We start from the raw sequence: 24,765 nt of genomic DNA on the forward strand, positions 1-24,765 counted from the left end.
TCCCCTTGTGAAGGAAACGGCGACAAGCGAGACAGACAGAAAAGGACAAAACCTCTTTCCCTACACGACGTTTTTTCGATCTTTTTTTTTTTTTTTTTTTTTTTTGCGCAGCGCGAAATAGTGGAACTGGAGGCTGAGCGACGGCGTGACGTACGGATTGGGCGCCTGCTCGTGCGGCAGGACGATGTTCAGGCCCACCGACTCGGCGCCAACGTCCGCCGCGCCGCGATTGGCGGCCTCCATGATCGACGGGCCGCCGCCCGAGCAGACGACGAACTGGCGCATCCCGCGATCGTCACGCGGCAGGCGGCTGGTGATCTGCGCCAACTCGCGCGCGATGTCGTAATATTTGCTCTTGGCGACGAGGTTCTCGGCGATCTTGCGCGACTTGTCGTCATGCGCCAACTCGAGCAGCGCCTGCGCCTTGGCCGGCTCTGGAATACGCGCCGAGCCGTAGAAGACGAAGGTCGAGGCGATCTTGGCCTCTTCGAGCAGCAGCTGCGCCTTCAGCAATTCCAGCTGGAAACGGACGGGGCGAAGGTCTTCGCGCAGCAGGAAGTCCATGTCCTGAAAGGCCAGCGTATAGGCGGGGCTTTCGGTCTGCGGCGTCGAGACGATCGTCTTGGCGCTTTCGGCGTCCTGGCTGGCATTGGGGAAGACGCGGTTCGGTACTTGGGTTTTATCGGTCATTTTGGATGATGTAGGGGATCGCTTCCGCTCGCGCTACCGGCAAAAGCGCGCGTTATCGTCCTCCAGATGCAAATGATTGCGGTGTGCCGCGTTGTAATCCGGGGTCAGGACCGTGCCGAAGCGCTTGCACGCCGAGGCGCGGATCGTCGCCCAGAACCGGCGGATCTGCGGATCGGTCGAATGCCAGTCGTTCAAAAGCGTGATCCGACGCCCGTCCTTCAGCACGAACCCACCGACATCGACCGCATTGGCCAGCGCATGGCCCGAACGCCGGTCGCCGATCCGCTTGGTGCCGACGATGTTGCGGCAGGCATAGGTGCCCATCCCCTCGACCTTGACCAGTTGCGAGCCCAGAATCTGCCAGGCGGCGGGGGCAACGGCGTTGCGCACCCATCCGGCAAAGGCGCGTGCGTTGCCGCAGCGCATCGCGGTGACGCCGGTGACGGGCACGCCGATATCGGTCAGCTGCACCGTGCCGTACAGGCCGCAGCCGGGGCCAAGCTCCTTGTCCGGCAACCGGCGATACTCGACCCCCTCACGCCGCAGATCGGCCTCGCACTGCGCGGTCTCACGGATCGGCGGGCGATACGGTTCGGGGCGCGCCGCTTGTTGGACGGGCCGGTCGGGACGGCCACAGGCGGAGAGCAGCGCGGCCCCCAGAATCGGAAAAGCGAGAAACAGGGGGACGCGAACCATATGTCCCCCTGTCTCCTGTCCGCGCGCTTTTGTCAGCCCCGATCAGCCATGCGGAGGCGTGTCTGCGACATGCTCCAATATGTCACCCGGCTGGCAATCGAGCGCGGTGCAGATCGCATCCAGCGTCGTGAAGCGGATGGCCCGCGCCTTGCCGGTCTTCAGGATCGACAGATTGGCGAGCGTCAGGTCGACCCGCTCGGCCAGTTCGGTCAACGACATGCGCCGGTCGAGCAGCAGCCGGTCGAGATTGATGCGGATTGCCATCAGATCGTGCCCTCGGCATCCTCGCGCAAGCGCACGCCCTCGCGGAAGATCTGTGCCAGTACCAAAGTCAGCAGGATGGCGAACACGCCGTCTACACCCATCGGCTTGATAATGTCCTGCGACTCGAAGGGCAGGATGGGGGGTAGGACGATTTGTAGCAGATAGGCGACCGCGATGGTGCCTGCGATCCAATGCAGTCGCTTGACGTTGGCGAGGGTGAAGGGCGCGCCCGCCGCCGTGCTGCGCAGCATCTGGATCAGCGGCAGCACCGCGGCCCAGGCGAGGCCCAGCGCCATCAGCATGACCGCCAATGCGGCGGCGACCACGCCGGGGGTCTTCACGTCCAGCGCCTGCGCATTGATATGCACCGTCCCCAGCGCGCCGGGCGAGATCGCATCGACGATCAGCACCCCGACCGACGCCAGAATGATCGCCGTGATGAACGCCAGAATGGCGAGCAGCGCTGCGTAGAGCAGCGTGCTGATATGGCTGGCGAAGCGTGTCATGGCGTTTTGTTCTCCCATTTGAACTAATATCGATATTCAATAAATCAATATTGATCTTCGATCAACTCTCATATTGAAAAACGATATGTTGGGCTTTGCAAAGCCGATGGGGCGGATTGATCGGCGCTTCCGGCACGCGCGATCGGCGGGACGTCATGGCAGAGGCGGACTTTGTAAAATCTCCACGCAACTGCGCCGCACGTACGTAAAATTGCGTCACAACGATTGTGGTTGTCATCTTCGTTCGACATCGCTAGGGCCGTCGACGGGCCACGCGGTCCCAACGCCGCGCGTGCTCTCTGTGAGGAGAGTCTTAAATGACTGATACGACTGCCGCCGACGCCACTCTTGCGTCTGCGAAGCCCGCCACCAAACCGGCGCGTCCCTATTTTTCCAGCGGTCCCTGCGCCAAGCCTCCCGGTTGGGAAGCCGCCAAGCTCGCGACGGGCAGCCTCGGCCGTTCGCATCGCTCGAAGATCGGCAAGCAGCGGCTGCAATATTGCATCGACCTGATGCGCGAGCTGCTCAAGCTCCCCGACACCCACCGCATTGGCATCGTCCCCGGCTCCGACACCGGCGCGTTCGAAATGGCGATGTGGACCATGCTGGGCGCGCGGCCCGTCACCACGCTCGCCTGGGAAAGCTTCGGCGAGGGCTGGGTGACCGACGCGGTCAAGCAGTTGAAGCTCGATCCCAATGTCCTGCGCGCCGATTACGGCCAGATCGCGGACCTGGATGCGGTCGATTGGTCGAACGACGTGCTCTTCACCTGGAACGGCACCACCAGCGGCGTGCGCGTGCCCAACGGCGATTGGATCGCCGACGACCGCGAGGGCCTGTCCTTCGCCGACGCGACCAGCGCGGTGTTCGCCTATGACCTGCCCTGGGAAAAGATCGATGTCGCCACCTTCTCGTGGCAGAAGGTGCTGGGCGGCGAGGGTGCGCACGGCGTCCTGATTCTCGGCCCGCGCGCGGTCGAGCGTCTCGAAACCTACACCCCCGCCTGGCCGCTGCCCAAGGTGTTCCGCCTGGTGTCGAAGGGCAAGCTGGCCGAGGGCGTGTTCAAGGGCGAGACGATCAACACGCCGTCGATGCTCGCGGTCGAGGACGCGATCCTCGCGCTCGAATGGGGCAAGGGCCTGGGTGGTGCGGAGGCGCTTATCGCGCGGTCGGACGCCAATGCGGCGGCGCTGAACCGAATCGTCGAGGACCGCGACTGGCTCGGCCATCTGGCGGCCGATCCGGCGATTCGCTCGACCACCAGCGTCTGCCTGACGGTCGAGGGCGCGGACGAGGCGGTCATCAAGAAGATGGCCTCGCTCCTCGAAGCCGAAGGTGCGGCCTATGACGTGGCGGGTTACCGCGACGCGCCCGCGGGCCTGCGCATCTGGTGCGGTGCCACGGTCGAGACGGCTGACATCGAGGCGCTCGGCCCCTGGCTCGACTGGGCCTACGCGACCGCCAAGGCGGCCTGATCCTTTCCCGAATTACCCCCGGCCAGCGGGCCGGGGACCTTCCCCATTCCACAACCCCGGCCGTTCCGGGGTGACGAGGTGAACCATGCCCAAAGTTCTCATCAGCGACAAAATGGACCCCAAGGCCGCCCAGATCTTCCGCGAGCGCGGGGTCGAGGTCGACGAAATCACCGGCAAGACGCCCGAAGAGCTGAAGGCGATCATCGGCGAGTATGACGGCCTGGCGATCCGCAGCTCGACCAAGGTCACCAAGGACATCCTGGAGCATGCGACCAATTTGAAGGTCGTCGGCCGCGCCGGGATCGGTGTCGATAACGTCGACATCCCCGCCGCCAGCGCCAAGGGCGTGGTGGTGATGAACACCCCGTTCGGCAATTCGATCACCACCGCCGAACACGCCATCGCGCTGATGTTCGCGCTCGCCCGCCAGCTGCCCGAGGCCGATGCCTCGACCCAGGCCGGCAAGTGGGAGAAGAACCGCTTCATGGGCGTCGAGCTGACGTCCAAGACGCTGGGCCTGATCGGTGCGGGCAATATCGGCTCGATCGTCGCCGACCGCGCGCTGGGGCTTCGCATGAAGGTCGTCGCCTTCGACCCGTTCCTGACCCCTGAGCGCGCGCTGGAGATGGGCGTCGAGAAGGTGACGCTGGACGAACTGCTGGCCCGCGCCGACTTCATCACGCTGCACACGCCCTTGACCGACCAGACCCGCAACATCCTGTCGGCCGAGAATCTCGCCAAGACCAAGAAGGGCGTACGCATCATCAACTGCGCGCGTGGCGGCCTGATCGACGAGGGCGCGCTGAAGGCGGGCCTCGATTCGGGGCATATCGGCGGCGCGGCGCTCGACGTGTTCAAGGTCGAACCGGCCAAGGAAAGCCCGCTGTTCGGCACGCCCAACTTCATCTCGACCCCGCATCTGGGCGCGTCGACCACGGAAGCGCAGGTCAATGTCGCGATCCAGGTCGCTGAGCAGCTGGCCGATTTCCTCGTCTCGGGCGGCGTCACCAATGCGCTCAACATGCCCAGCCTGACCGCCGAGGAAGCGCCCAAGCTGAAGCCTTACATGGCGCTGGCCGAGAAGCTGGGTTCGCTGGTCGGCCAGCTGTCGCACGGTGCGGTCACGGGCATCGCGATCGAGGCGGAGGGCGCGGCCGCCGCGCTCAACCTCAAGCCGATCACGGGCGCGGTGCTGGCGGGCTTCATGCGCGTCCATTCGGACACGGTGAACATGGTCAACGCGCCGTTCCTCGCCAAGGAGCGCGGTCTGGACGTGCGCGAAGTGCGCCATGACCGCGAGGGCGATTACCACACGCTGGTCCGCGTGACGGTGACGACGGCGGACGGCGAGCGTTCGGTCGCGGGAACGCTGTTCGGCGATCAGGCCCCGCGCCTGGTCGAGCTGTTCGGCATCAAGGTCGAGGCCGATCTGGCCGGGCCGATGCTGTACGTCGTCAACGAGGACGCACCGGGCTTTATCGGTCGCCTGGGCACTACGCTGGGCGAGGCGGGCGTCAATATCGGCACCTTCCACCTCGGCCGCCGTTCGGCGGGCGGCGAGGCGGTGCTGCTGCTCTCGGTCGACGAGGCGGTCGATGCGGAACTGCTGGCCAAGGTCAAGGCGCTGCCGGGCGTGAAGACCGCGATGGGTCTGACGTTCTGATCTTCGCCGATCGGTGACGGAACAAGGGGGCGGATGCTTGACGCGTCCTCCCCCTTTTCGGTTCAATCGATCGGAGCTTCCGCCCCGCCGAGAAGCGGCCGTGGCGAAGAGCCGGTTGGCGGCTTCGTCGGTTCCAGCCCATCGTCACAGTGACGCAGTGGCGGGAATTTGGGTGGCGGACGCCCTGCGGCTACGAACATCGCAGTTATGGCGGCCCGTATCGCCTCCTTTTCCGCATCGCTCATGCGGGGCGGGCCGGTAAGATCCTTGATTGGCATAAGCGTTCTTCCCTGCTGGGTCAGGGCGACCATTTATCACATCTCGGCGCTGACCGAAAAAGCTCTTGTTCTTGAGTGGTTTGGACGGTCGTCGCGGTTCCTCACGCCTTCGAGATCGCCAGTCCCGTGCCGAGCGCCACTGCGCCGATCGCCAGCAGGATGAAGACGATCATCACCGCCCCGTCACGCACCATCAGGGCGAGGCCAAAGGTTGCGATCGCCGCCATCGGCGCGGTCGTCGCGAGCGGCAGGAGTTCGAGCGGCGGCACCGTCAGCGCGAGCAGGATGCACGCCACCGCCGCGACGCGGACGAACGGCCCTTTGGTCAGCGCGGGCAGCCGCCCGTGGAACCAGCGATCCGCCCAGGCGGCGGACTTCTTGGCCTTGTCGACGATCTTGCACACCGTCTTGCTCGCCAGCGATCGGCGGGCCAGGAATCCCGGCATCCAGAGATGATCGCGCCCCAGCACCAGTTGGACCGCGACCAGGATGATGATCGCGGCGAGGATCGTGGGTAGCCCGGGGATCGATCCGACCGGCGAAATGTCGATCAATGCGGGCAGTAGCAGGAACGGTCCGAACGAGCGGCCGCCGATCGCCTCGATCACGTCGCCCAGCTTCACCCGGTCATGCTTGTCCGCCAGATCCTTCAGGATCTTGAGAATATCGCCGATGCTGGAGGGAGCGTCCGACATCAGGAGCAAACGGTGCCGCGATTGTCGGGTTCCGCCTATCGCCGGGCTGCGCGCCGCCGCGACCGGGGGCGAACGAGGTTGACGCGGTGAGGCCGGGGGGCCAAGCACCCCCCGAACACCGTCCGTTTCATGGATCAGGCCCGATGACCGCGCTCCTTCCCGAAGGCTATCACGACCGTCTTCCCCCCTATGCCGATGCCGCCGCATCGGTCGAGGCGCGGGTCCTGGAGGCGGCGCGGCTGCATGGTTATGAACGCGCCGATCCGCCATCGATCGAGTTCGCCGAAGCACTAGGTTCGCGGTTGAAGGCGGGTGGCCTGCATGACGCGGTGCGCTTCGTCGATCCGGTGTCGCAGCGCACGCTGGCCATCCGGCCCGACCTGACGGCGCAGGTGGCGCGGATCGCCGCCACCCGTATGGGCCATCACCCGCGCCCGGTCCGTCTGTCCTATGCGGGCACCGTCGTTCGTCTGCGCGGCTCCGAACTGGCGCCCGCGCGCGAGTGGCGGCAGATCGGAGCGGAACTGATCGGGCTCGACTCGACGGCGGCGGCGACCGAAGTCGTGCGCGTCGCGGTCGAGGCGCTGGTCGCGGCGGGGACGACGGGAATCTCGATCGACTTCACGCTGCCCGATCTGGTCGACCTGCTCGCCGCCGGGCCGCTGCCGGTTGCCGCCGATCAGGTTGCGGCCTTGCGCGACCGGCTGGATGCCAAGGATGCGGGCGGGGTTGCGGCGATCGCGCCCGATTATCTGCCGCTGGTCGAGGCGGCGGGGCCGTTTGCCACCGCCATGGAGCGGCTGCGTGCCTTCGACACGCAAGGCGTGCTGGCGACACGACTCGATGCGCTGGAGGCGATTGCCGCAGCATTGGGTGAGGGTGTGTCGATGACGCTCGACCCGACCGAACGGCATGGTTTTGAGTTCCAGAGCTGGCTCGGCTTCTCGCTGTTCGTCGCCGGTCCCCCGCGCGAGGTCGGGCGCGGCGGCACGTACACGATTTTCCACGAGGATGGCGCGGAGGAGAAGGCCACCGGCTTCTCGCTCTATGCCGACGCCATCGTCGCCACCGCGCCGCCGACCGAGCGGCGGCGGCTGTTTCTGCCCTTCGGTACCGCGCCTGCCACCGGCGCGTCGCTCCGGGCGCAGGGCTGGGTGACGGTGCAGGCGCTGGAGGACGGCGACACACCCGAGGCGCAGCTCTGCACCCATATCCTGAAGGACGGCCAGCCGACCGCCATCGCCGGTTGACAGCCGGGGGCGCGGCCCGCTAGGCGCGCCCCGCACATTATTGGAAACCCCCATCCGCCGAGTCCTGTCGAAGGGCGCATGGGGTCCGTCCGGCAGGCGGAGCATAGCATCCATGGCAAATGTAGCAGTCATCGGCGCGCAATGGGGCGACGAAGGCAAGGGCAAGATCGTCGACTGGCTGGCCGAGCGCGCCGACATGGTCGTGCGTTTCCAGGGCGGGCATAATGCCGGTCACACGCTGGTCGTTGGCGAGAATGTCTACAAGCTGTCGCTGCTGCCGTCGGGCATCGTGCGCGGCACCCCCAGCGTCATAGGCAACGGCGTCGTCCTCGACCCCTGGGCGCTGAAGGCCGAGATCGAGCGTCTGGCCGAGCAGGGCGTCCATGCCTCGCCTGAGACGCTGCGCATTGCCGACAATTGCCCGCTGATTCTGCCGATCCACCGCGATCTCGACGGTCTGCGCGAGGATGCGAGCGGCGCGGGCAAGATCGGCACGACGCGGCGCGGCATCGGCCCGGCATACGAAGACAAGGTCGGCCGCCGCGCGATCCGCGTGTGCGATCTGGCGCATCTGGACGACCTGGGTCCGCAGCTCGACCGCCTGTGCGCGCACCACGACGCGCTGCGCGCCGGGTTCGGCGAGCCGCCGGTCGATCGCGAGCGGCTGCTGGCCGATCTGCGCGAGATCGCCGCGTTCGTCCTGCCCTTCGCCAAGCCGGTGTGGCGCGACCTCAACGAGGCCCGCACGGGTGGCAAGCGCATCCTGTTCGAGGGCGCGCAGGGCGTACTGCTCGACATCGATCATGGCACCTATCCCTTCGTCACCTCGTCCAACACCATCGCGGGTGCGGCGGCGGGCGGCTCGGGCCTGGGGCCGTCGGGCGTCGGCTTCGTGCTGGGCATCGCCAAGGCGTACACCACCCGCGTCGGTTCGGGCCCGTTCCCTACCGAGCTGGAGGACGAGACCGGCCAGCGTCTGGGCGAGCGGGGGCATGAGTTCGGCACCGTCACGGGCCGCAAGCGGCGCTGCGGTTGGTTCGACTCGGTGCTGGTCCGCCAGTCGGCGGCGGTCGGCGGCATTACCGGCATCGCGCTGACCAAGATCGACGTGCTTGATGGGTTCGACGAGGTGAAGATCTGCGTCGGTTACAAGCTGGGCGACGAGACGCTCGATTATTACCCGACCCATGCGGCAGACCAGGCCAAGGTCGTCCCCGTCTATGAGGCGATGGAAGGCTGGCAGGAATCGACCGCAGGGGCGCGTAGCTGGGCCGATCTGCCCGCGCAGGCGATTAAATATATCCGGCGGATCGAGGAACTGATCCGCTGCCCGGTGGCGCTGGTGTCGACCAGCCCGGAGCGTGAGGATACGATCCTGGTTCGCGATCCGTTTGCGGATTGATGTTGGAGGCCCCGGCGAGAGTCGGGGCTTTTTTGTTTAAGGGTTTCCCGTTGCCTTCCACTTCGCTCAGGCTGAACGGAGGTTGGTATTGAACGCCGTTCGGATCGACCGGAGGTTGTGAAGGGCCATTCCCCCGCCCCGTTCAGCCTGAGCGAAGTCGAAGGCCACGTTCGAACCTAAGCAAAAGGCCCGACCACTCACGCGACCGGGCCTTTCCCGTAGTGACGAACCCTAAAGGGGTTACATACCGCCGCTGCTACCCGGCGGCGTGGTGGTGCCGCCCGTGGTGCCGCTGCCGACCTGGCCGCTGGTCGTGGCGTCGCCACCCATGGTGCTGCCGCTCATCGAGCCGCTGCCGGTCGTGGTCGACGAACCCGTCGCGTCCGGCATGGTCGACGGCGTGTTCACCGTGCTGTCCGGCGTGGTCGTCCGGCTGCGGCTCTTGTTGCGCGTCGTCGAGCGGGTGGTGGTGCTCGGCGTCGTGGTCATCGTGTCGGGCTGGCCCATGGTGGTCTGGCCCGGCATGGTGCCGGTTTGTCCCGGCATCTGCCCGGGCATCGTCTGGCCGGTGGTTGTGCCGGTCTGACCCGACATGCCACCCGTGGTGCCACCAGTCATCTGCGCGAAGCCGGCGGCGGGGATAAGAAGGGCGCCGGCGGCGATCACATGCATATAACGCATCGTTTCTCTCCTGCTTGTATCTCGTGTCAAATCAACGAGGCAGGGGAACGTCCGTTCCTATATTTAACCACATTGGCCGCGATGAAGCAACGCCTGATCGGCAAAAACCAGTGCGGCCATCGCTTCGACCACCGGAACGCCGCGAATGCCGACGCAAGGATCATGACGGCCCTTGGTAGCGATCTGCGTTTCCTCGCCAGTGCGGGTAATGGTGTCGACGGGAGTCAGGATCGAGCTGGTCGGTTTGAACGCGACGCGCATCGTAACCGGCTGGCCGGTGGCGATGCCGCCCGCGATGCCGCCCGCATGATTGGCCAGGAAGCGCGGGCCGCCATTGCCGCTGCGCATCGGATCGGCATTCTGCTCGCCGGTCAGCGCGGCGGCGGCGAATCCGTCGCCGATCTCGAAACCCTTGACCGCATTGATGCTCATACAGGCCGAGGCGAGTTCGCTGTCCAGCTTGGCATAAAGCGGCGCGCCCCAGCCGGCAGGAACGCCGGTCGCTTCGCAGGCGACGACCGCACCGACCGAGGAGCCGGACTTGCGCGCGCCGTCGACGATCGCTTCCCAGCGCTCGGCCGCCGCCGGATCGGGGCAGAAGAACGGGTTGGCGTCGATCAGCGCGTCGTCGAACGCGCCGTAATCGATCCGGTCGCCACCGATCGATTCAACCCAGGCGCGGACGCGAACCTGCGGGATCACCGCGCGCGCCACCGCGCCCGCCGCGACTCGCGCCGCCGTCTCGCGCGCCGAGGAGCGTCCGCCGCCGCGATAGTCGCGAAAGCCGTATTTCGCGTCATAGGCGTAATCGGCATGGCCGGGGCGATAGGCCAGCGCGACGTTGGAATAGTCCTTGGACCGCTGGTCGACATTCTCGATCATCAGGCTGATCGGAGTGCCGGTGGTCTTGCCTTCGAACACGCCCGACAGGATGCGGACCTGATCCGGCTCGCGGCGCTGGGTGGTGAAGCGGCTGGTGCCCGGACGACGCTTGTCGAGCCAGGGCTGGATGTCCTCTTCGGACAGCGCGATGCCCGGCGGGCACCCGTCGACCACCGCGCCGAGCGCGGGCCCATGGCTCTCACCCCAGGTGGTGAAGCGGAACAGGCGGCCGAACGAATTGAAGCTCACGCAGCATCTCCCAGCCGGGCAAAGGCCGGCGCATGTGTGGCGGCCCCGCGCACGCCGCAGGGGATCAGGCCTCCCTGCAGCGGGACGGCGAGGAAATACGCGCCCGCATAGGGGCTGTCGAAACCGCTCGCGACATCGGCGGCGAAACCGAACCGCCCGTAAAAGGCGGGATCGCCCAGCGCGAAGCAGAGGACGACGCCTTCCTTCTCCAGCCGTTCGAGCCCGGCGGCGACCAAGGCCTCGCCGACGCCCTGCTGCCGCCAGTCGCGTGCGACCGCGATGGGGGCGAGGGCGACCGAATTGATGGGCTTGCCGCCGATCTCCACGGCCATGCGGCTGAAGGCGATCGCGCCGATCAGGCTGTCCGTGGCCTCATCGATCGCGACCAGCATCAGGACCATGTCGCCCTCGATGCACAGGTCGCGGACCAGAGCGGCTTCGGCCGGGGCGGGGAAGCTGGCGACGAGCAGCGCGTCGAGCGCGGCGACGTCCTGCCCAGACGCGGGGCGGATGGTGATGGCGGCGGTATGCTGGTCGGACATGGCTTGGTCTTTAGCGTCGCCGGAGCGCAAGGCGCGATAGATAATGTTGGCTGCCCATTCCTCCCCTGGAAGGGGAGGTGGCAGGGCGAAGCCCTGTCGGAGGGGTGTCACGGTTGGCGATGGCAGTCTGCCCTCGCTGCCGGTTACACCCCTCCACCAGCTTCGCTGGTCCCCCTCCCCTTGCAGGGGAGGAAGGGAAGAGTTTTACGCCAGTGCGATATCCGGTGCGTCTTCGGCCTTCATGCCGATGACGTTATAGCCGGCGTCGACATGGTGGATCTCGCCCGTCACGCCCGACGACAGGTCGGACAGCATATAGAGGCCAGCGCCGCCCACATCCTCGATCGTCACGGTGCGACGCAGCGGCGAATTCAGCTCATTCCACTTCAGGATATAGTTGAAGTCGCCGATGCCCCGCGCTGCCAGCGTCTGAATCGGGCCCGCCGAAATGGCGTTGATACGGATATTCTCCGGGCCGAGGTCGACCGCGAGATACTTCACGCTGGTCTCCAGCGCCGCCTTGGCCACACCCATGACGTTGTAGTGCGGGATAACCTTTTCCGCGCCATAATAGGTCAGCGTCAGGATCGAGCCGCCCTCGGGCATCATCGTCCGCGCGCGCTGCGCGACCGCGACCAGCGAATAGGCCGAGATGTTCATGGTCATCAGAAAATTGTCGAGCGTCGTGTCGTAATAACGCCCGCGCAGCTGCGACTTGTCCGAAAAGCCGATGGCATGGACGACGAAATCGATCGTCGGCCATTCCGCCTTCAGATCGGCGAACAGCTTATCCAGCGACTCCATCTCGGAGACGTCGCAATCGAACAGGCGCGCCACGCCCAGTTGTTCGGCCAGCGGGCGGACCCGCTTTTCCATCGCCGCGCCCTGATACGAAAAGGCGAGCTCCGCGCCCGCCTCCGAAAGCTGCTTGGCGATGCCCCAGGCCAGCGACTTGTCATTGGCCAGGCCCATGATGAGCCCCCGCTTGCCTGCCATCAATCCGTTCACGCCGTTACCGCTCCTGCCGGTTCACTTCCATCAATCGCCCTCTCTAGCGCCGGTTCGGGGGGTTCCGCCAGTGCCGCGTTCAAATGCGCGCCGAAAACAAGGCCCAGACCGATCAGATAGAAGAACAGGAGCATGACGACGACCCCGGCCAGGCTGCCATAGGTCAGGTCGTAACCGCCCAGTTGCGACAGGGCCCAGGGCAGCAGCGCGGTCATGCTGACCCACCAGACGGCGGTGAACAGCGCGCCGGGCCATTTGCGGCAGTTGCTCTCACGATATTTGGAGGGCGTGACCGAATAGAACAGCATGTAGAGCGCGCCGAACATGACCGCGCCGGGGATGAAGCGCGACAGCCCGACCCATCCCGCCACGTCTTCGGAAAAGGGGACCAGACGATAGATGAACTGCTCGGCGGCGGTCAGGACGCCCGCTACGAGGAAGGACAGGAGCGCGACGATGACCGAGGCGATCATCACCAGCGTCGAGGACAGGCGCGATTTCCAAAAGGCCGCCGTCGCCTTCACGCCGTAGGCACGGTGGAAGATGTCGCGGATCGTCTCGATGAAACCCCCGACCGTCCACAGCCCGACCAACCCGCCCAGCCACAGCAGCGAGCCGGTCCGCGCCGCCAGCACGTCGGCGATGGGCTTGCGCAACAGATCGCTGACATCGGGGGGCAGGACGTGGAGGAAGCTCTCCACCGCATGCTGCGTCTCGTTGCTCTGCCCGAACAGCGACAGCAGCGCCGCCGTCGTGATGAAGAACGGGAACAGCGTCATCAGCGCCAGATAGGCGAGATTGCCGGCGTGGATGAACCCGTCGTTGAACACGCCCAGGCCAGCCCGCTTCAACACTTCGAACGCGTAGGAACCGGGACTGACCTTGGCGATCTGCCGGTCCAGCCTCTGGCGGGCCTTGCCGGCATGATGGGCGCGATCTTCGGGGGTCAGGCCGGTGATGTCGTTCATGGAACGATCAGACGCCCATGGCGGCCCTCGGGTTCCTGCCATCGCTCCATTCGGACGCGAAGCGTTGCAGGGCGGCATCATCGGCGGGAATGTCGATGATCAGGGTGATCAACTGATCGCCGCGCCCGCCATCCTTCTTGTGAAAGCCCTTGCCCTTCAGGCGCAGCGTCTTGCCCGAGCTGGTGCCCTTGGGCACGGTCAGCATGACCGGGCGCTCGACCGTCGGCGCCTTCACCTGGCCGCCCAGCACCGCCTCGGTCAGTGAGATCGGCAGGTCGAGGCGGACATCGTCGCCGTCGCGGGTGAAGAAGGCATGCGGGCTGACCTCGATCGTCACGATCGCATCGCCCGCGCCGCCCAGGCCCGGCTCGCCTTTGCCGCCGAGGCGCATCTGCGTGCCCGTCTCGACCCCGGCGGGCAGCTTCAGGTCGATGGTCTTGCCATCGCCCAGCGTCACGCGTTGCGGGCTGAGGGTGGCGGCATCGATGAAGGGGACCTTCAGTGCATAGGCGATGTTGGCGCCCTTGGGGGCCTGTCGACGACCGCCGAACCCGCCGCCGAAACCACCCGAAAAGCCGCCGCGCCCGGCCCCGCCGAACATCCCCTCGAAGATGTCGGACATGTCGGCACCTTCGCCGCCGAAGTCGAATTGCTGGCGAAATCCGCCGCCGCCGGCACCGGGGCGGGGCCCGCCGCCGCCACCGAACCCGAAGGGCGCGGCGGGGTTGCCGTCGCCGTCGATCTCGCCGCGATCGAACCGCGCACGCTTGTCCTTGTCGTTCAGCAGGTCGTAAGCGTTGGTGACCTGGCTGAACTTCTCCGCCGCCTTGGGATTGTCCTTGTTGCGGTCGGGATGCAGTTCCTTCGCCAGCTTGCGATAGGCTTTCTTGATATCGGCTTCGCTGGCCGTGCGGCTCACGCCCAGCGTCTGATATGGATCGGCCACTCTGTTCCCCGTTGGCAGTGTATTACCCATCTATGTGGGGAAGTCCGTGCCGGAGCGCAATCCGTTCCCCATGCGTTGAGCCGTCAGAAGGAGACGGATCATGACCCAGCCGATGCAGGCGACTGGAAACGACGGCAAAAAGGGCGCACCCGACGGCGTATCGGATGCGCCCGGCAAGCATGGCGGCGAGAGCCAGGGCGGCGGCTACGAAGGCGTTCCCGAGCGCGAGGGCGATTTCCACGGCGGCCAGAGCGGCGCGGCCTATCACGGCAAGGGCGGTCACCCCGACCCGGACAAGGACAATCCCAATGCGGTGACCGAGGAGGGCTAACCCGACCCCGCCCCCTCCGTTCGCACTGAGCGAAGTCGAAGTGCACGCCCCGCGCTTAGCCGCGAGCGTTTTTCCTTGGCCTTCGACTTCGCTCAGGCTGAACGGAAGGGGGGAATGGCTTTACCCCTCCACCATCTCTTCCACCGGCGCGACGTCGACGCTGACGTCCATCTTCTGCGCGCCAGATCCCAGTACGACGCCGTCGACCGGTGCGATCTCGGCATAGTCGCGGCCGACGGCGACGATGATATGGTCGCCCGCCATCCAGATGCCGTTGGTGGGATCGACGCCGACCCAGCCATGGCTTGGCCCGCCCCAGAGCAGCACCCAGGCATGGGTGGCGTCCGCGCCCACCAGCCGCGCCTGCCCCGGCGGCGGCAGGGTGCGGATATAGCCCGAGGCATAGGCCGCCGGGATGCCCGCGGCGCGCAAGCCCGTAATCATGATCTGCGCAAAGTCCTGGCATACGCCGCGCCGCTGGCGAAAGGCCTCGGCCGGGGGCGTGTCGACCAGGGTGGCGGCGGGGTCGAAGGCGAACTCGCGCTGGATACGGTTCGCCAGCGCAAAGCCCGCCTCCAGCGCGCCGCGATCCGGCGACAGGTCGAGTGCGCACCACTGCGCGATCGCGGGGTCGAGCGGGATCAGTGGCGAGGGGAAGATGTAATTGGCCGGACCCGCCGCCGACAGGTCGCGGCTGGCGCGGGCGAGGGCGGAGACTTCGGCCAGCGTCGGGTCGTTCGGTGAGGGCATCGGCACCGGCCGGTCGACGACCATGCGCGCGCGGCTCTCGATGGTCAGGCTGCGCACCGGCCGGTCGACCACCAGCCGCGTGACATGCGCCAGCCCAGCCTCGGCGCGCGCGGTGCGGATGCGGCCGACCGGCTCGACGGTCAGGTCATAGGATTCCAGCGTCTGGCCGGGCCAGTCGATGGGCTTCAGCCGCAGGTTGCACCGCGCATATTTGACCTGCGCACCGTAGTCGAAGCGGGTGATATGGCGGATGTCGTAGATCATGCCAGCGTCAGCCCTCCTGCGCGCAAAGGCTCGGCGCCTTGCAGGAAATACCGCCTGGCGATCGCCTCCGACAACAGGCCCAGCCGTCGCTCGACATCGCCCAGCGTATCGGCGTCGAGGGTGCGCGCATCCGCCGTCTCGATCGCCGCGCGGATCGCGATCGCCTGTGCCTGCTGCGGCTCGGCCATGTCGTCGTCGGACAGGACCGGCAGGCGCGACAGGCCATCGGCGATGCGCGCGGTCTGATAGGCGAGCGCGCGCGGATTGTTGGGATCGAGTGCGACGAGGTCGACCACCGCGACGCGGGCGAGGCCGGTCGGATAACGCTGGCGATAGCTGATCTGGCTGTTGGCGAGGTCGAGCAGGGTGGACAGATCGTCGGCGGATGCGCCCGCCATGCCGAATAGCCGGGTCGCGCGCGCAACCGCGATGGCGCGCTCCACCCGGCGACCCAGATCGTGGAAGCGCCAGGCGGTGGTGCGTACCATGTGCTCGGCCGACAGCCCGGCGATGGCGGCATAGCGGCGCTGAAGCGACCCCGCCCGGTCGAGCATACCGGCATGGCTGGGGAAGGGGGCCTCCAGCAATCGCACCATGTCGGCGGACAGCCGATCGCGCGAGCCCTCGCTGATCCCGCGCGCCAGGCGGTTGATCCGCGCGACGGAGTGAAAGCCCTCATCCTCCATCGCGGTGCGCGCGAACTGGGTCAGGGCGGCGCGGTGCAGGCTGTCGGGATGCGGGGCTGCGCCGCCGCCGGCGATCAGGCCGACCAGCCGCCCCACGGTGCGCGTGTCGAGCGCGGCGCCGCCATCGACGTCGATCGAATTGCCCAGCATCACGCGGATCGCGGCGAGCAGCGCTTCGCCCCGCTCCAGATAGCGGCCAAGCCAATAGAAATTGTCCGCGACCCGGCTGGGCAAGGTGCCCGGATTGCGGCGCACATGCAGCGAATCGGGCGCGGTCAGCAGCGACATCGGCGCGACCGGGTCTGGCCCATGGATGCAGACATCGGCGGACCACAGCCCCTCGCCGATCATCGCGGCGGTCGCCTCCGGGTGGTCGCCGATACGGCCGAAGCCGCCGGGCATGACGGTCCATCGCCCCTCGCCATCGCGCGCGGCGAAGACGCGCAGCGTGAAGGGGCGGGGTTCCAGCCGGTCGCCGATCACCACCGGCATGGTCGACAGGCGGACGATCTCCTGCCCGACATAATCCTGCGGCCGCCGCGCCATGTCGGCGAGCAGCGCCGCGCGCGCGTCGGGCGACAGGCTGGCCCCCGGCTGCGCGCCATCGGGCAACCCCAGCGGCCGGGGCCCGAAGGCGGGGGCGAGCAGCAGCCGGTCGAGATGATCCGTGACATGCGCGGCCTGCGCCGGACCACCGCACCACCAGGTCGCGATATTGGGGAGCTTCAGCGGCTCACCAAGCAGATGGCGGGCCAGCACCGGCAGGAAGGCGGAGAAGGCCGGGCTCTCCAGCACGCCCGCACCGGGGGCGTTGGCCAGCACCACCTGTCCCTCGACATAGGCGTCGATCAGGCCGGGCACGCCGATCTGCGAATGGCTGTCGAACGCCAGCGGATCGAGCAGGCGGGGATCGAGCCGCCGCCACAGCGCGTCGATCCGCTTCAGCCCCGCGACGGTGCGGACATAGACCTGCCCCTCGATCGCGGCGAGGTCGGCGCCCTCGACCAGCAACAGGCCGAGATAGCGGGCCAGATGCGCCTGTTCGGGGTAGCTCGGGTTGAAGCGACCCGGCGTCAGCAGCCCGATCCGGGGATCGGAACGCCGGCATTGCGCGGCAAGGCCGGCGCGAAAGGCGGCGAAGAAGGGCGCGTGCCGCTGTACGTTGAGGCGGTTCTGAAGGCCGCCCAGCGTGCGGCTGACCGCCAGCCGGTTCTCCAGCGCGTAACCCGCCCCCGCCGGATTGCGCAGATGATCGGCCAGCACCCGCCAGTCGCCGTCCGGCCCGCGCGCCAGGTCGAAGGCGACGAAGCTCAGATGATGGCCGCCCGGCGGCGTGACCCCCACCATCGGCCGCAGGAAATAGGGGCTGCCCGTCGCCAGCGCGGCGGGGATATGCCCTTCCGCCACCAGTTCGCCGCCGCCATAGAGATCGGCCAGGATCGTCTCCAGCAACGCGGCACGCTGTACCACACCCGCCTCGATCCCGGCCCATTCACCGCTGTCGATCAGCAGGGGGACGGGTGAGACGGGCCAGGGCCGCTCGTCGGTTTCGCCGATGATGCGAAAGCCGGTGCCGATGTCCGCCGCGTGACGCTGCACCCGTTCGCGCGCATGGGCCAGGTTGCTGGCGACGGCGGCCAGCTCCTCCAGCATCGCGGGCCAGGCCGGATCGGTCCCGCCCGCCAGCACATCGGCACCCGACGCGGCATGGTGGTAGGCGTCGATCCAGGCGGCGGCCTGCGCGGGGCTGTCCTCGGAGGGGTCCATGGGTTGCGGAAAATCGCCGCATCGGCCCCAGGTTGCAACAGGCGATTACAGGTCGGGCAAAATCTGCTCCGCCACGCCCCAGCCGCGTAGAGGTGTGCTGGCCGCCCGTTCGATCAGTTCCTCGCCGTCGCGGATCGTCCAGCGTGCCGCCGTGTCGATCGCGTCCAGTTCGCGCCACGCCACCGGCGCGGCGACCGGCGCCCCCGCCCGTGCGCGCGCCGAATAGGGCATGACGGCGGTCGCCCCGCGCTGGTTGCGCAGCCAGTCAATGAAAATGCGGCCCTTGCGCCTGGCCTTGGTGGCCACCGCGACGAAACGGTCGGGGGCGGCCTGCGCCAGCGCCTTGGCGAAGCGCTCGGCGAAGTTCGACACGGCGGGCCACGCGGCATCCGGTGTCAGCGGCACGACGACATGTACGCCCTTGCCCCCCGACAGCATGGCGAAGCTGGTCAGCCCCAGTTCGGCCAGCTGGTCATGGATATGGACGGCAGCGCGCTTCACGTCGGCGAAAGTCACCGACGGATCGGGATCGAGGTCGAAGATCATCCGGTCGGGCTGTTCCAGCGTGGCGATGGACGATCCCCAGCCGTGAAACTCGATCGACCCCATCTGGATACAGGCGCGCAAACCCTCGGCATTCTCGACATAGAGGTAGGGTTCGGTGCCGCCGTCTTTCTCCCTGATCGGCACCGAATGGACATGGGGCCCGAAACTGCCCGCGTCATGCTTCTGGAAGAAGCACGCCCGCGCCCGGCCTTGGGGACAGCGAACCAGGCTGACCGGGCGATGCGCGACCCAGGGCAGCATCAGCGGGGCGATGGTCGCGACATAGTCGGCCAGATCGCCCTTGGTCAGTTTGCTGTCGGGGAAGATAACGCGTTCGGGATGACTGATGGCGACGTCGCTGCCTTTTTCCGAGGGAGTGGGTGCGGGGCGTTCCTCGACCACTTGGTCGGCGGGCTTGTCCTCGCGTAGGCCGATGAAGCTGGGATGGCGGAGCAGGCCATCCGGCGTCGTCTCGGTAAAGGCGATTTCGGCGACCAGATCGGGGCGCACCCATTTCGCGCCCCGCACCATCGCGCGGGGTGCCTCGACGGGGGCGGTCTTGCGCGCGCGCGCGTCGAGCAGCCTGCGCAACTCGGTCATGCGGTCCTGCGTGAAGCCGGTGCCGACCTTGCCCGCATAGGCCAGCCTGCCGTCGCGGTTCACGCCCAGCAGCAGCGACTTCAGCCCGCGACCCGCCTTGTCGGAGGGGAGCCAGCCGACGATCACGAATTCCTGCCGCTTCATGCATTTGATCTTCAACCAGTCACGACTCCGCGCGGACGGATAGCGGCTGTCCGCGCGTTTCGAGACGACACCTTCCAGCCCCTCGGCGCAGAGCTTGTCGAACAGCGCCTCGCCCGAGCCGGTGATATGCTCGGCGAACTGGATCACCTCATCGCCCTTGGGGATGATCGCGCGCAGCCGCTCCTTGCGCTGGACCAGCGGCAGGTCGGTCAGGTCCTCGCCGTCGACCGAGAGCAGGTCGAAGGCGAACAGGCTCATCGGCCTGGTCGTGCCGATCGCGTCCTTCAGCGTCGAGAAGTCGGGCCGCCCGTCCTTGAACGCGACGATCTCTCCATCGATCAGCGCCGTGGTGACGGGCAGTTCCGCAGCCGCCGCGACGATGCCGGGAAATTTCGCGCTCCAGTCCAGGCCGTTGCGGGTGAAGACCTGCGCCTTGCCACCGCCAACCGCGATCAGCGCGCGGTAGCCGTCATATTTGATCTCGTGCAGCCAGCCATTCCCGGCGGGCACCTGATCGACCAGCGTGCAGAGCGCCGGGGGCTGGAATTCGGGCATCGCGCCCGCCTTGGTCTTGGCCTTTGGCGTGCGGGGAGCCGTTTTCGGCTTTTTGACGGGCGTCTTCTTGGCTGGTTTGCCTTCCGCGATCTGCGCCATGGTCCGCCCGGTCGACACGCTGGTCAGCGCCTGATCGGTCAGCGTGTCGGTACCCCCGGCATGGGCGTCGGCGACTTTGCGGAGCAACCAGTTCTCGCGCTTTTCCTTGCCGCGTGGCTTCATGCGGACGAGCAGCCATTCCCCCTTCATCCGCTCGCCATCGAGGATGAAGTGGAGGTGCCCGTCCTCCAGATCCTTCGCGCTCTTGCCCGCGATCCGCGACCAGGTGCCGCGATCCCATAGCATCACCGTGCCGCCGCCATATTCGCCCGCCGGAATCGTGCCCTCGAACGTCGCATAGGAGAGGGGATGATCCTCGGTGCGAACCGCCAGCCGCTTTTCGTTCGGGTCCAGGCTGGGTCCGCGCGTGACCGACCAGCTTTTGAGCACCCCGTCCACCTCCAGCCGGAAGTCCCAGTGCAGCCGGGTCGCGTCATGCTTCTGCACGATGAAGCTGTTGCCCTTGCCGGGTTCCAGCGTGCCGGCCGGCTCGGCGGTGCGGGTGAAATCGCGCTTGGCGTTATAGCGTTCGAGCGGATCAGCCATGTTTGCGCGCCGGGGCCTTGCGGGTGGTCGTCTTCTTCGCGGGCGCCTTCCGTGTCGTCTTGGCAGGCGCTTTGCGCGAACGGCTGCGCGTCTCGCCCGTCTCCATCGACTTTTTGAGCGCGGCCATCAGGTCGGCGACGTTGCCGCCCGACTTTGCGGGCGCGTCATCCTCTTCCTCGATGACCTTCTTGCCCTTGGCCTTGCGCTTGCGGTCGATCAGGCGGTGCAGCGCCTCGACATAATGGTCGTGGAATTGTTTGGGGTCGAAGGGGCCGGATTTCTTCTCGATCAGCGCCTCTGCCAGGTCGAGCAGCTCGGCATCGGGCTTGGCATCGCCGATATCGCTGAAATAGGCTTGCGCCTTGTTCACCTCATCGGCGTAGCGCAGCGTCTCCAGGATCAGCCCGCGCCCACATGGCCGCAGGCTGACGATATATTCGCGGCCGCGCAGCGCCAGTTGTCCCAGCCCGACCTTGCCGGTGCGCTTCAACGCCTCGCGCAGGACGATGAAGGCTTCCTCGGCCAGATCGTCGGCGGGGACGACGAAATAGGGGCGTTCATAATAAAGGACGTTGATCTCGTCCGCGTCGACGAAGCGGGTCAGCTCCAGCGTCTTTTTCGACTCCAGCTTGACCGCGTCGATCTCGTCATGGTCGAGCAGGACGTAATCGCCCTTGGCGACCTGATAGCCCTTCACGATTTCGTCGGTGTCGACCGGGCCGATGTCGTTCACGACCTTTTCGTAATGGATCGGCTTGCCGCTGGGTTCGTGGATCTGCTTGAACTGGATGGTCGCGCCGCTTTTGGTCGCGGCGTAGATCTCGACCGGGATCGACACGAGCGCGAGGCGTATCTGACCCTGCCAGTAAGCGCGTGCGGGCATGGGGGAAATCTCCGTTGCGTAACGGCGTCAATGACGGACCCGGCGTTTCCGTTCCCGACATTGGTTTTCCGTTCCCACAGGCGTATGGGCGGGCGCATGGCTGACGATCCCTTTGCCCTGTTCGACACCTGGTTTGCCGAAGCGCGCGCAAGCGAAATCAACGATTCCAACGCGATGGCGTTGGCGACGGTCGACGCGACCGGACAACCCTCGGTCCGCATGGTCCTGTTGAAGGGCCATGATCCGCGCGGTTTCGTGTTCTACACCAATCGTGAAAGTCGCAAGGCGCAGGACCTGGGCGAAGGCAGCAAGGCCGCTTTGCTGTTCCACTGGAAATCGCTGCGCCGTCAGATCCGTATCGAGGGGCCGGTGTCGCGCGTCGATGATGCCGAGTCGGACGCTTATTTCGCCAGCCGGGGCCGCGACTCGCAGTTGGGGGCCTGGGCGTCGGAACAGTCGCGCCCGCTCGACGCCCGTGAGACGTTCGAAGCGCGGTTCGAGGCGATGCGCGCCCGGTTCGAGGGCGGCGACGTGCCGCGCCCGCCGCATTGGGGCGGATATCGCGTCACGCCGCAGCGGATCGAGTTCTGGCTCGACCGCGAACACCGGCTGCATGAGCGCCGCGTCTTTACTTGCACCAGCGAAGGCGGCTGGGACGAAGGATTGCTGTTCCCGTGACCCAGGACGAACGCAAGAAGGTCATTCCGCTGGCGACCAAGGCGGCGCTGGCCAGCGTCGCGATGGCGCTGTTCCTGCTGGCGCTCAAGGGGTTCGCCGCATGGCGCACCGGGTCGGTCGCGATGCTGGGGTCGCTCGCCGATACCGCGCTCGACCTGCTCGCCAGCCTGGTGACGCTGTACGGCGTCCGGCTGGCGGCGACCCCGGCGGATCACGACCACCGCTTCGGCCATGGCAAGGCGGAGGCGCTGGCGGCGCTGTTCCAGGTGGCGCTGATCACCGCCTCGGCGGCGGGCATCGCCTGGCGGGCGGTGATGGCGCTGGGTGCGGACAATCCGACGTCTGACGCCGAGTTCGGCATCGGCGTGTCGGTGATCGCGATCCTGGCGACGGTGGCCCTGCTGGCCTATCAGCGCAGCGTCATCCGTCGCACCGGATCGGTCGCGATCCTGGCGGACAATGTCCATTACCAGTCGGACGTGCTGCTCAACGGGTCGGTGATCGTCGCGATGGTGCTCGACCAGTATTTCGGCTGGCATGGCGCGGACCCGGTCTTCGGCATCGCCATCGCGCTGTGGCTGGCCTGGGGCGCGTTCCAGGCGTCGTCGACCGCGATCGACCAGTTGATGGACAAGGAATGGCCCGACGATCAGCGCGCCGCCTTTCTCGACGTCGCCGCGCGCCAGCCGGGGCTAAAGGGCATTCACGACTTCCGCACCCGCCGTTCGGGCAGCCACGACTTCGCGCAATTCCATATGGAGGTCGACCGCGACATGACGGTCGCCGCCGCGCATGACGTGGTCGAGGGCGTCGAGCGCGCGCTGCGCCGCGCCTTCCCCAAGGTCGAGGTGCTGATCCATCTCGATCCCGAGGGCCATGTCGATACCGACAATCCGCTGGTCGAGGCGGACGTCACCCCCCATTGGTTCGGCAAGCGAGTCTATTGATGCGCATTCCCTTCACCCAGGTCGATGCCTTTGCCGATGCCGCGTTCGGCGGCAATCCGGCGGCGGTGATGATGCTGTCGTCCTGGCCCGACGATGCCATGCTGCTGGCGATCGCGCAGGAGAATAATCTGTCGGAAACCGCCTTTCTGGTGCCGGCAGACGGCGGCGAGGCGGATTTCGAACTGCGCTGGTTCACGCCCGGAGACGAGGTGGAGATGTGCGGCCATGCCACGCTGGCGAGCGGGCACGTCGTGCTGTCCTCGGATACCACGCGCGAGCGGGTGCGGTTCGCGACGCGCCATGCCGGGGTGCTGGAGGTGGCGCGCGACGGGCTGGGCTACAGCATGTCCCTGCCCGAACGCGCGCCATCGCCTGAAGCGTTGCCGGGCGTAGTCGAGGCGCTGGGCGTGGACGGCGTGGTCGAGACGCTGCGCCATCCGGCGGGCTATGGCGTGGTCGTCGTGGATGTCGCCGAGACGGTGCGGGGCTGTACGCCGGACTTCGCCACGCTGGCCAAGGCGGGGCGCTATGTCGTCATCCTGACCGCGCGCGGCGGGGCGGGGGAGGCCGATGTGGTCAGCCGCGTCTTCGTCCCCGCCTTCGCGATCGACGAAGACCCGGTGACGGGGTCGGCGCATGCGGTGCTGACGCCGTACTGGACGGCGAAGCTGGGTCGCAACTCCTTCGTCGCCGAACAGGCCAGCGCGCGCGGCGGACGTCTGACCTGTCGGCTGGACGGCGACCGCGTGATCCTGGGCGGGGGCTGCGTGACGGTGATCGAGGGCACGTTCCTGCTGCCGTGAGGGTTTGGCGTGGCCTTCGACTTCGCTCAGGCTGAACGGAGCGTAGGATTAAGCCAAATCATCCGGCAGCCGTTCACGCTGAGCGAAGTCGAAGCGCATGTCCCATCTTTGCGGCTTGGCAGCGGGTTAAGGAGGGCTCACTCCGCCGCCAGCAATGTCTCCGCCGCCTGCAAGTCCACCGAGACCAACCGGCTGACCCCGCGCTCGATCATCGTTACCCCGAACAAACGGTGCATCCGGCTCATCGTCACTGCATTATGCGTGACGATCAGATAGCGCGTATCGGTCTCGCGCGTCATCCGGTCGAGCAGCCCGCAGAACCGGTCGATATTGGCGTCGTCCAGCGGCGCATCGACCTCGTCCAGTACGCAGATCGGCGCGGGGTTGGTCAGGAACAGCCCGAAGATCAGCGCCACCGCCGTCAGCGCCTGCTCGCCGCCCGACAATAGCGTCAGCGACTGGAGCCGCTTGCCCGGCGGCTGCGCCATGATCTCCAGCCCGGCCTCCAGCGGATCGTCCGAATCAACCAGCGCCAGATGCGCCGAGCCGCCATCGAACAGCGTCGCGAACAGCGTCTGGAAATGGCCGTTCACCGCCTCGAACGCCGCCAGCAGCCTTTGCCGCCCCTCGCGGTTGAGCAGCCCGATCGAGCCGCGCAGCCGTGTCACTGCCTGCGCCAGATCCTCACGCTCGGCGGCATTGGCGATGCCGGCGGCCTCCAGTTCGGCCAGTTCGCGTTCGGCGACCAGGTTGACCGGCCCGATCCGCTCGCGATCGGCGGAGAGCTTTTCGTGCAGGCCGCCCTCGACTTGCGGCGAGCCGACGCTGGCGGCCTCGAACGCCAGCCGTTCGGGCAGCACCGGAAAAAAAAAAAAAAAAAAAAAAAAAAAAAAAAAAAAAAAAAACACAACAAAACGCCCTTGTAGGACAACATCTTTCGCCCTCCTTTCCCACTCCTGTTGCTCCCCTCT

Annotated in this window: 22 protein-coding genes and 2 pseudogenes; 8 read left to right on the forward strand and 16 right to left on the reverse strand. The window is 66.9% G+C overall.

Going from position 1 to position 24,765, the window contains the following annotated elements:
• Nucleotides 1-102: 102 nt before the first annotated feature.
• The 4 genes and pseudogenes from ACQKJZ_RS08855 to ACQKJZ_RS08870 all read right to left on the reverse strand — a co-directional run.
• A pseudogene (locus ACQKJZ_RS08855) lies at nt 103-690 on the reverse strand (LOG family protein); the annotation flags it as partial.
• A gap of 33 nt (nt 691-723) precedes the next feature.
• Entirely contained in the window at nt 724-1,386 is a 663-nt protein-coding gene (locus ACQKJZ_RS08860; RefSeq protein ID WP_427730813.1) for an extensin family protein, read from the reverse strand.
• 42 nt (nt 1,387-1,428) lie between these two features.
• Nucleotides 1,429-1,650 carry a helix-turn-helix domain-containing protein gene (locus tag ACQKJZ_RS08865; RefSeq protein WP_058751526.1) on the reverse strand — a complete coding sequence of 74 codons (222 nt, stop codon included), beginning with the start codon at nt 1,648-1,650 and terminating at the stop codon, nt 1,429-1,431.
• The gene (locus tag ACQKJZ_RS08870) at nt 1,650-2,156 is read right to left on the reverse strand and encodes a DUF2975 domain-containing protein (RefSeq protein WP_427730814.1); all 507 of its coding nucleotides are present in this window, start codon (nt 2,154-2,156) and stop codon (nt 1,650-1,652) included. The genes ACQKJZ_RS08865 and ACQKJZ_RS08870 overlap by 1 nt, the downstream gene beginning before the upstream one ends.
• A 317-nt stretch (nt 2,157-2,473) precedes the next feature.
• On the opposite strand from ACQKJZ_RS08870, the gene ACQKJZ_RS08875 reads away from it, so the two are divergent.
• Together ACQKJZ_RS08875 and serA are read left to right on the forward strand one after the other, a co-directional pair.
• Nucleotides 2,474-3,631 carry a phosphoserine transaminase gene (locus ACQKJZ_RS08875; protein ID WP_427730815.1) on the forward strand — a complete coding sequence of 386 codons (1,158 nt, stop codon included), beginning with the start codon at nt 2,474-2,476 and terminating at the stop codon, nt 3,629-3,631.
• Nucleotides 3,632-3,716: 85 nt separating this feature from the next.
• Complete coding sequence (gene serA, locus ACQKJZ_RS08880) at nt 3,717-5,294, forward strand: phosphoglycerate dehydrogenase (protein WP_427730816.1); 1,578 nt, start codon at nt 3,717-3,719, stop codon at nt 5,292-5,294.
• A gap of 379 nt (nt 5,295-5,673) precedes the next feature.
• On the opposite strand, the gene ACQKJZ_RS08885 is transcribed toward serA, so the two are convergent.
• Nucleotides 5,674-6,267, reverse strand: a complete 594-nt coding sequence (locus ACQKJZ_RS08885) for an exopolysaccharide biosynthesis protein (protein ID WP_427730818.1) — start codon at nt 6,265-6,267, stop codon at nt 5,674-5,676.
• A 143-nt stretch (nt 6,268-6,410) separates the two neighbouring features.
• Here ACQKJZ_RS08885 and ACQKJZ_RS08890 point away from each other — a divergent pair, with 143 nt between their 5' ends.
• Complete coding sequence (locus ACQKJZ_RS08890) at nt 6,411-7,517, forward strand: ATP phosphoribosyltransferase regulatory subunit (protein WP_427730819.1); 1,107 nt, start codon at nt 6,411-6,413, stop codon at nt 7,515-7,517.
• Between the two features lie 112 nt (nt 7,518-7,629).
• Nucleotides 7,630-8,919 (forward strand): adenylosuccinate synthase, encoded by a 1,290-nt coding sequence (locus ACQKJZ_RS08895; RefSeq protein ID WP_427730820.1) that lies wholly within the window; start codon nt 7,630-7,632, stop codon nt 8,917-8,919.
• Nucleotides 8,920-9,159: 240 nt separating this feature from the next.
• On the opposite strand, the gene ACQKJZ_RS08900 is transcribed toward ACQKJZ_RS08895, so the two are convergent.
• From ACQKJZ_RS08900 to ACQKJZ_RS08925, 6 genes are all read right to left on the reverse strand, one after another.
• Nucleotides 9,160-9,600: a hypothetical protein gene (locus ACQKJZ_RS08900; protein WP_427730821.1), complete on the reverse strand. Its 441-nt coding sequence runs from the start codon at nt 9,598-9,600 to the stop codon at nt 9,160-9,162.
• Between the two features lie 63 nt (nt 9,601-9,663).
• Entirely contained in the window at nt 9,664-10,731 is a 1,068-nt protein-coding gene (gene aroC / locus ACQKJZ_RS08905; RefSeq protein WP_427730823.1) for a chorismate synthase, read from the reverse strand.
• Complete coding sequence (locus ACQKJZ_RS08910) at nt 10,728-11,273, reverse strand: GNAT family N-acetyltransferase (RefSeq protein WP_427730825.1); 546 nt, start codon at nt 11,271-11,273, stop codon at nt 10,728-10,730. Before ACQKJZ_RS08910 ends, aroC begins: the two co-directional genes overlap by 4 nt.
• A 204-nt stretch (nt 11,274-11,477) precedes the next feature.
• Nucleotides 11,478-12,269 (reverse strand): enoyl-ACP reductase FabI, encoded by a 792-nt coding sequence (gene fabI, locus ACQKJZ_RS08915; protein WP_294242685.1) that lies wholly within the window; start codon nt 12,267-12,269, stop codon nt 11,478-11,480.
• Between the two features lie 8 nt (nt 12,270-12,277).
• The gene (locus ACQKJZ_RS08920; RefSeq protein WP_312490713.1) at nt 12,278-13,249 is read right to left on the reverse strand and encodes a YihY/virulence factor BrkB family protein; all 972 of its coding nucleotides are present in this window, start codon (nt 13,247-13,249) and stop codon (nt 12,278-12,280) included.
• 7 nt (nt 13,250-13,256) lie between these two features.
• Nucleotides 13,257-14,195, reverse strand: coding sequence for a DnaJ C-terminal domain-containing protein (locus tag ACQKJZ_RS08925; RefSeq protein ID WP_427730827.1), 939 nt, complete (start codon nt 14,193-14,195; stop codon nt 13,257-13,259).
• Between the two features lie 100 nt (nt 14,196-14,295).
• On the opposite strand from ACQKJZ_RS08925, the gene ACQKJZ_RS08930 reads away from it, so the two are divergent.
• Entirely contained in the window at nt 14,296-14,526 is a 231-nt protein-coding gene (locus tag ACQKJZ_RS08930; RefSeq protein WP_175311729.1) for a hypothetical protein, read from the forward strand.
• A 120-nt stretch (nt 14,527-14,646) separates the two neighbouring features.
• On the opposite strand, the gene ACQKJZ_RS08935 is transcribed toward ACQKJZ_RS08930, so the two are convergent.
• Genes ACQKJZ_RS08935 through ACQKJZ_RS08950 form a run of 4 tightly spaced genes read right to left on the reverse strand, consistent with a single transcriptional unit; the run spans nt 14,647 to nt 21,366 of the window.
• Complete coding sequence (locus ACQKJZ_RS08935; RefSeq protein ID WP_427730828.1) at nt 14,647-15,540, reverse strand: transglutaminase family protein; 894 nt, start codon at nt 15,538-15,540, stop codon at nt 14,647-14,649.
• Nucleotides 15,537-17,993: a circularly permuted type 2 ATP-grasp protein gene (locus tag ACQKJZ_RS08940; RefSeq protein ID WP_427730830.1), complete on the reverse strand. Its 2,457-nt coding sequence runs from the start codon at nt 17,991-17,993 to the stop codon at nt 15,537-15,539. Before ACQKJZ_RS08940 ends, ACQKJZ_RS08935 begins: the two co-directional genes overlap by 4 nt.
• Before the next feature lie 45 nt (nt 17,994-18,038).
• The gene (gene ligD, locus ACQKJZ_RS08945) at nt 18,039-20,483 is read right to left on the reverse strand and encodes a DNA ligase D (RefSeq protein ID WP_427730831.1); all 2,445 of its coding nucleotides are present in this window, start codon (nt 20,481-20,483) and stop codon (nt 18,039-18,041) included.
• Nucleotides 20,476-21,366, reverse strand: a complete 891-nt coding sequence (locus tag ACQKJZ_RS08950) for a Ku protein (RefSeq protein WP_427730832.1) — start codon at nt 21,364-21,366, stop codon at nt 20,476-20,478. The genes ligD and ACQKJZ_RS08950 overlap by 8 nt, the downstream gene beginning before the upstream one ends.
• Nucleotides 21,367-21,462: 96 nt before the next feature.
• On the opposite strand from ACQKJZ_RS08950, the gene pdxH reads away from it, so the two are divergent.
• From pdxH to ACQKJZ_RS08965, 3 genes are read left to right on the forward strand one after another with little or no spacing between them, the layout of a single operon-like run.
• Nucleotides 21,463-22,044 (forward strand): pyridoxamine 5'-phosphate oxidase, encoded by a 582-nt coding sequence (pdxH, locus tag ACQKJZ_RS08955; RefSeq protein WP_427730834.1) that lies wholly within the window; start codon nt 21,463-21,465, stop codon nt 22,042-22,044.
• Complete coding sequence (locus ACQKJZ_RS08960; RefSeq protein ID WP_427730836.1) at nt 22,041-22,991, forward strand: cation diffusion facilitator family transporter; 951 nt, start codon at nt 22,041-22,043, stop codon at nt 22,989-22,991. Before pdxH ends, ACQKJZ_RS08960 begins: the two co-directional genes overlap by 4 nt.
• Nucleotides 22,991-23,794, forward strand: coding sequence for a PhzF family phenazine biosynthesis protein (locus ACQKJZ_RS08965; protein WP_427730838.1), 804 nt, complete (start codon nt 22,991-22,993; stop codon nt 23,792-23,794). Before ACQKJZ_RS08960 ends, ACQKJZ_RS08965 begins: the two co-directional genes overlap by 1 nt.
• A gap of 137 nt (nt 23,795-23,931) precedes the next feature.
• Here the strand turns inward: ACQKJZ_RS08965 and ACQKJZ_RS08970 are convergent.
• Nucleotides 23,932-24,765: pseudogene (locus ACQKJZ_RS08970) on the reverse strand (hypothetical protein); the annotation flags it as partial.

Origin of the sequence: Sphingomonas sp. NPDC019816, assembly GCF_050274375.1 — a bacterium.
GTDB lineage: Bacteria > Pseudomonadota > Alphaproteobacteria > Sphingomonadales > Sphingomonadaceae > Sphingomonas.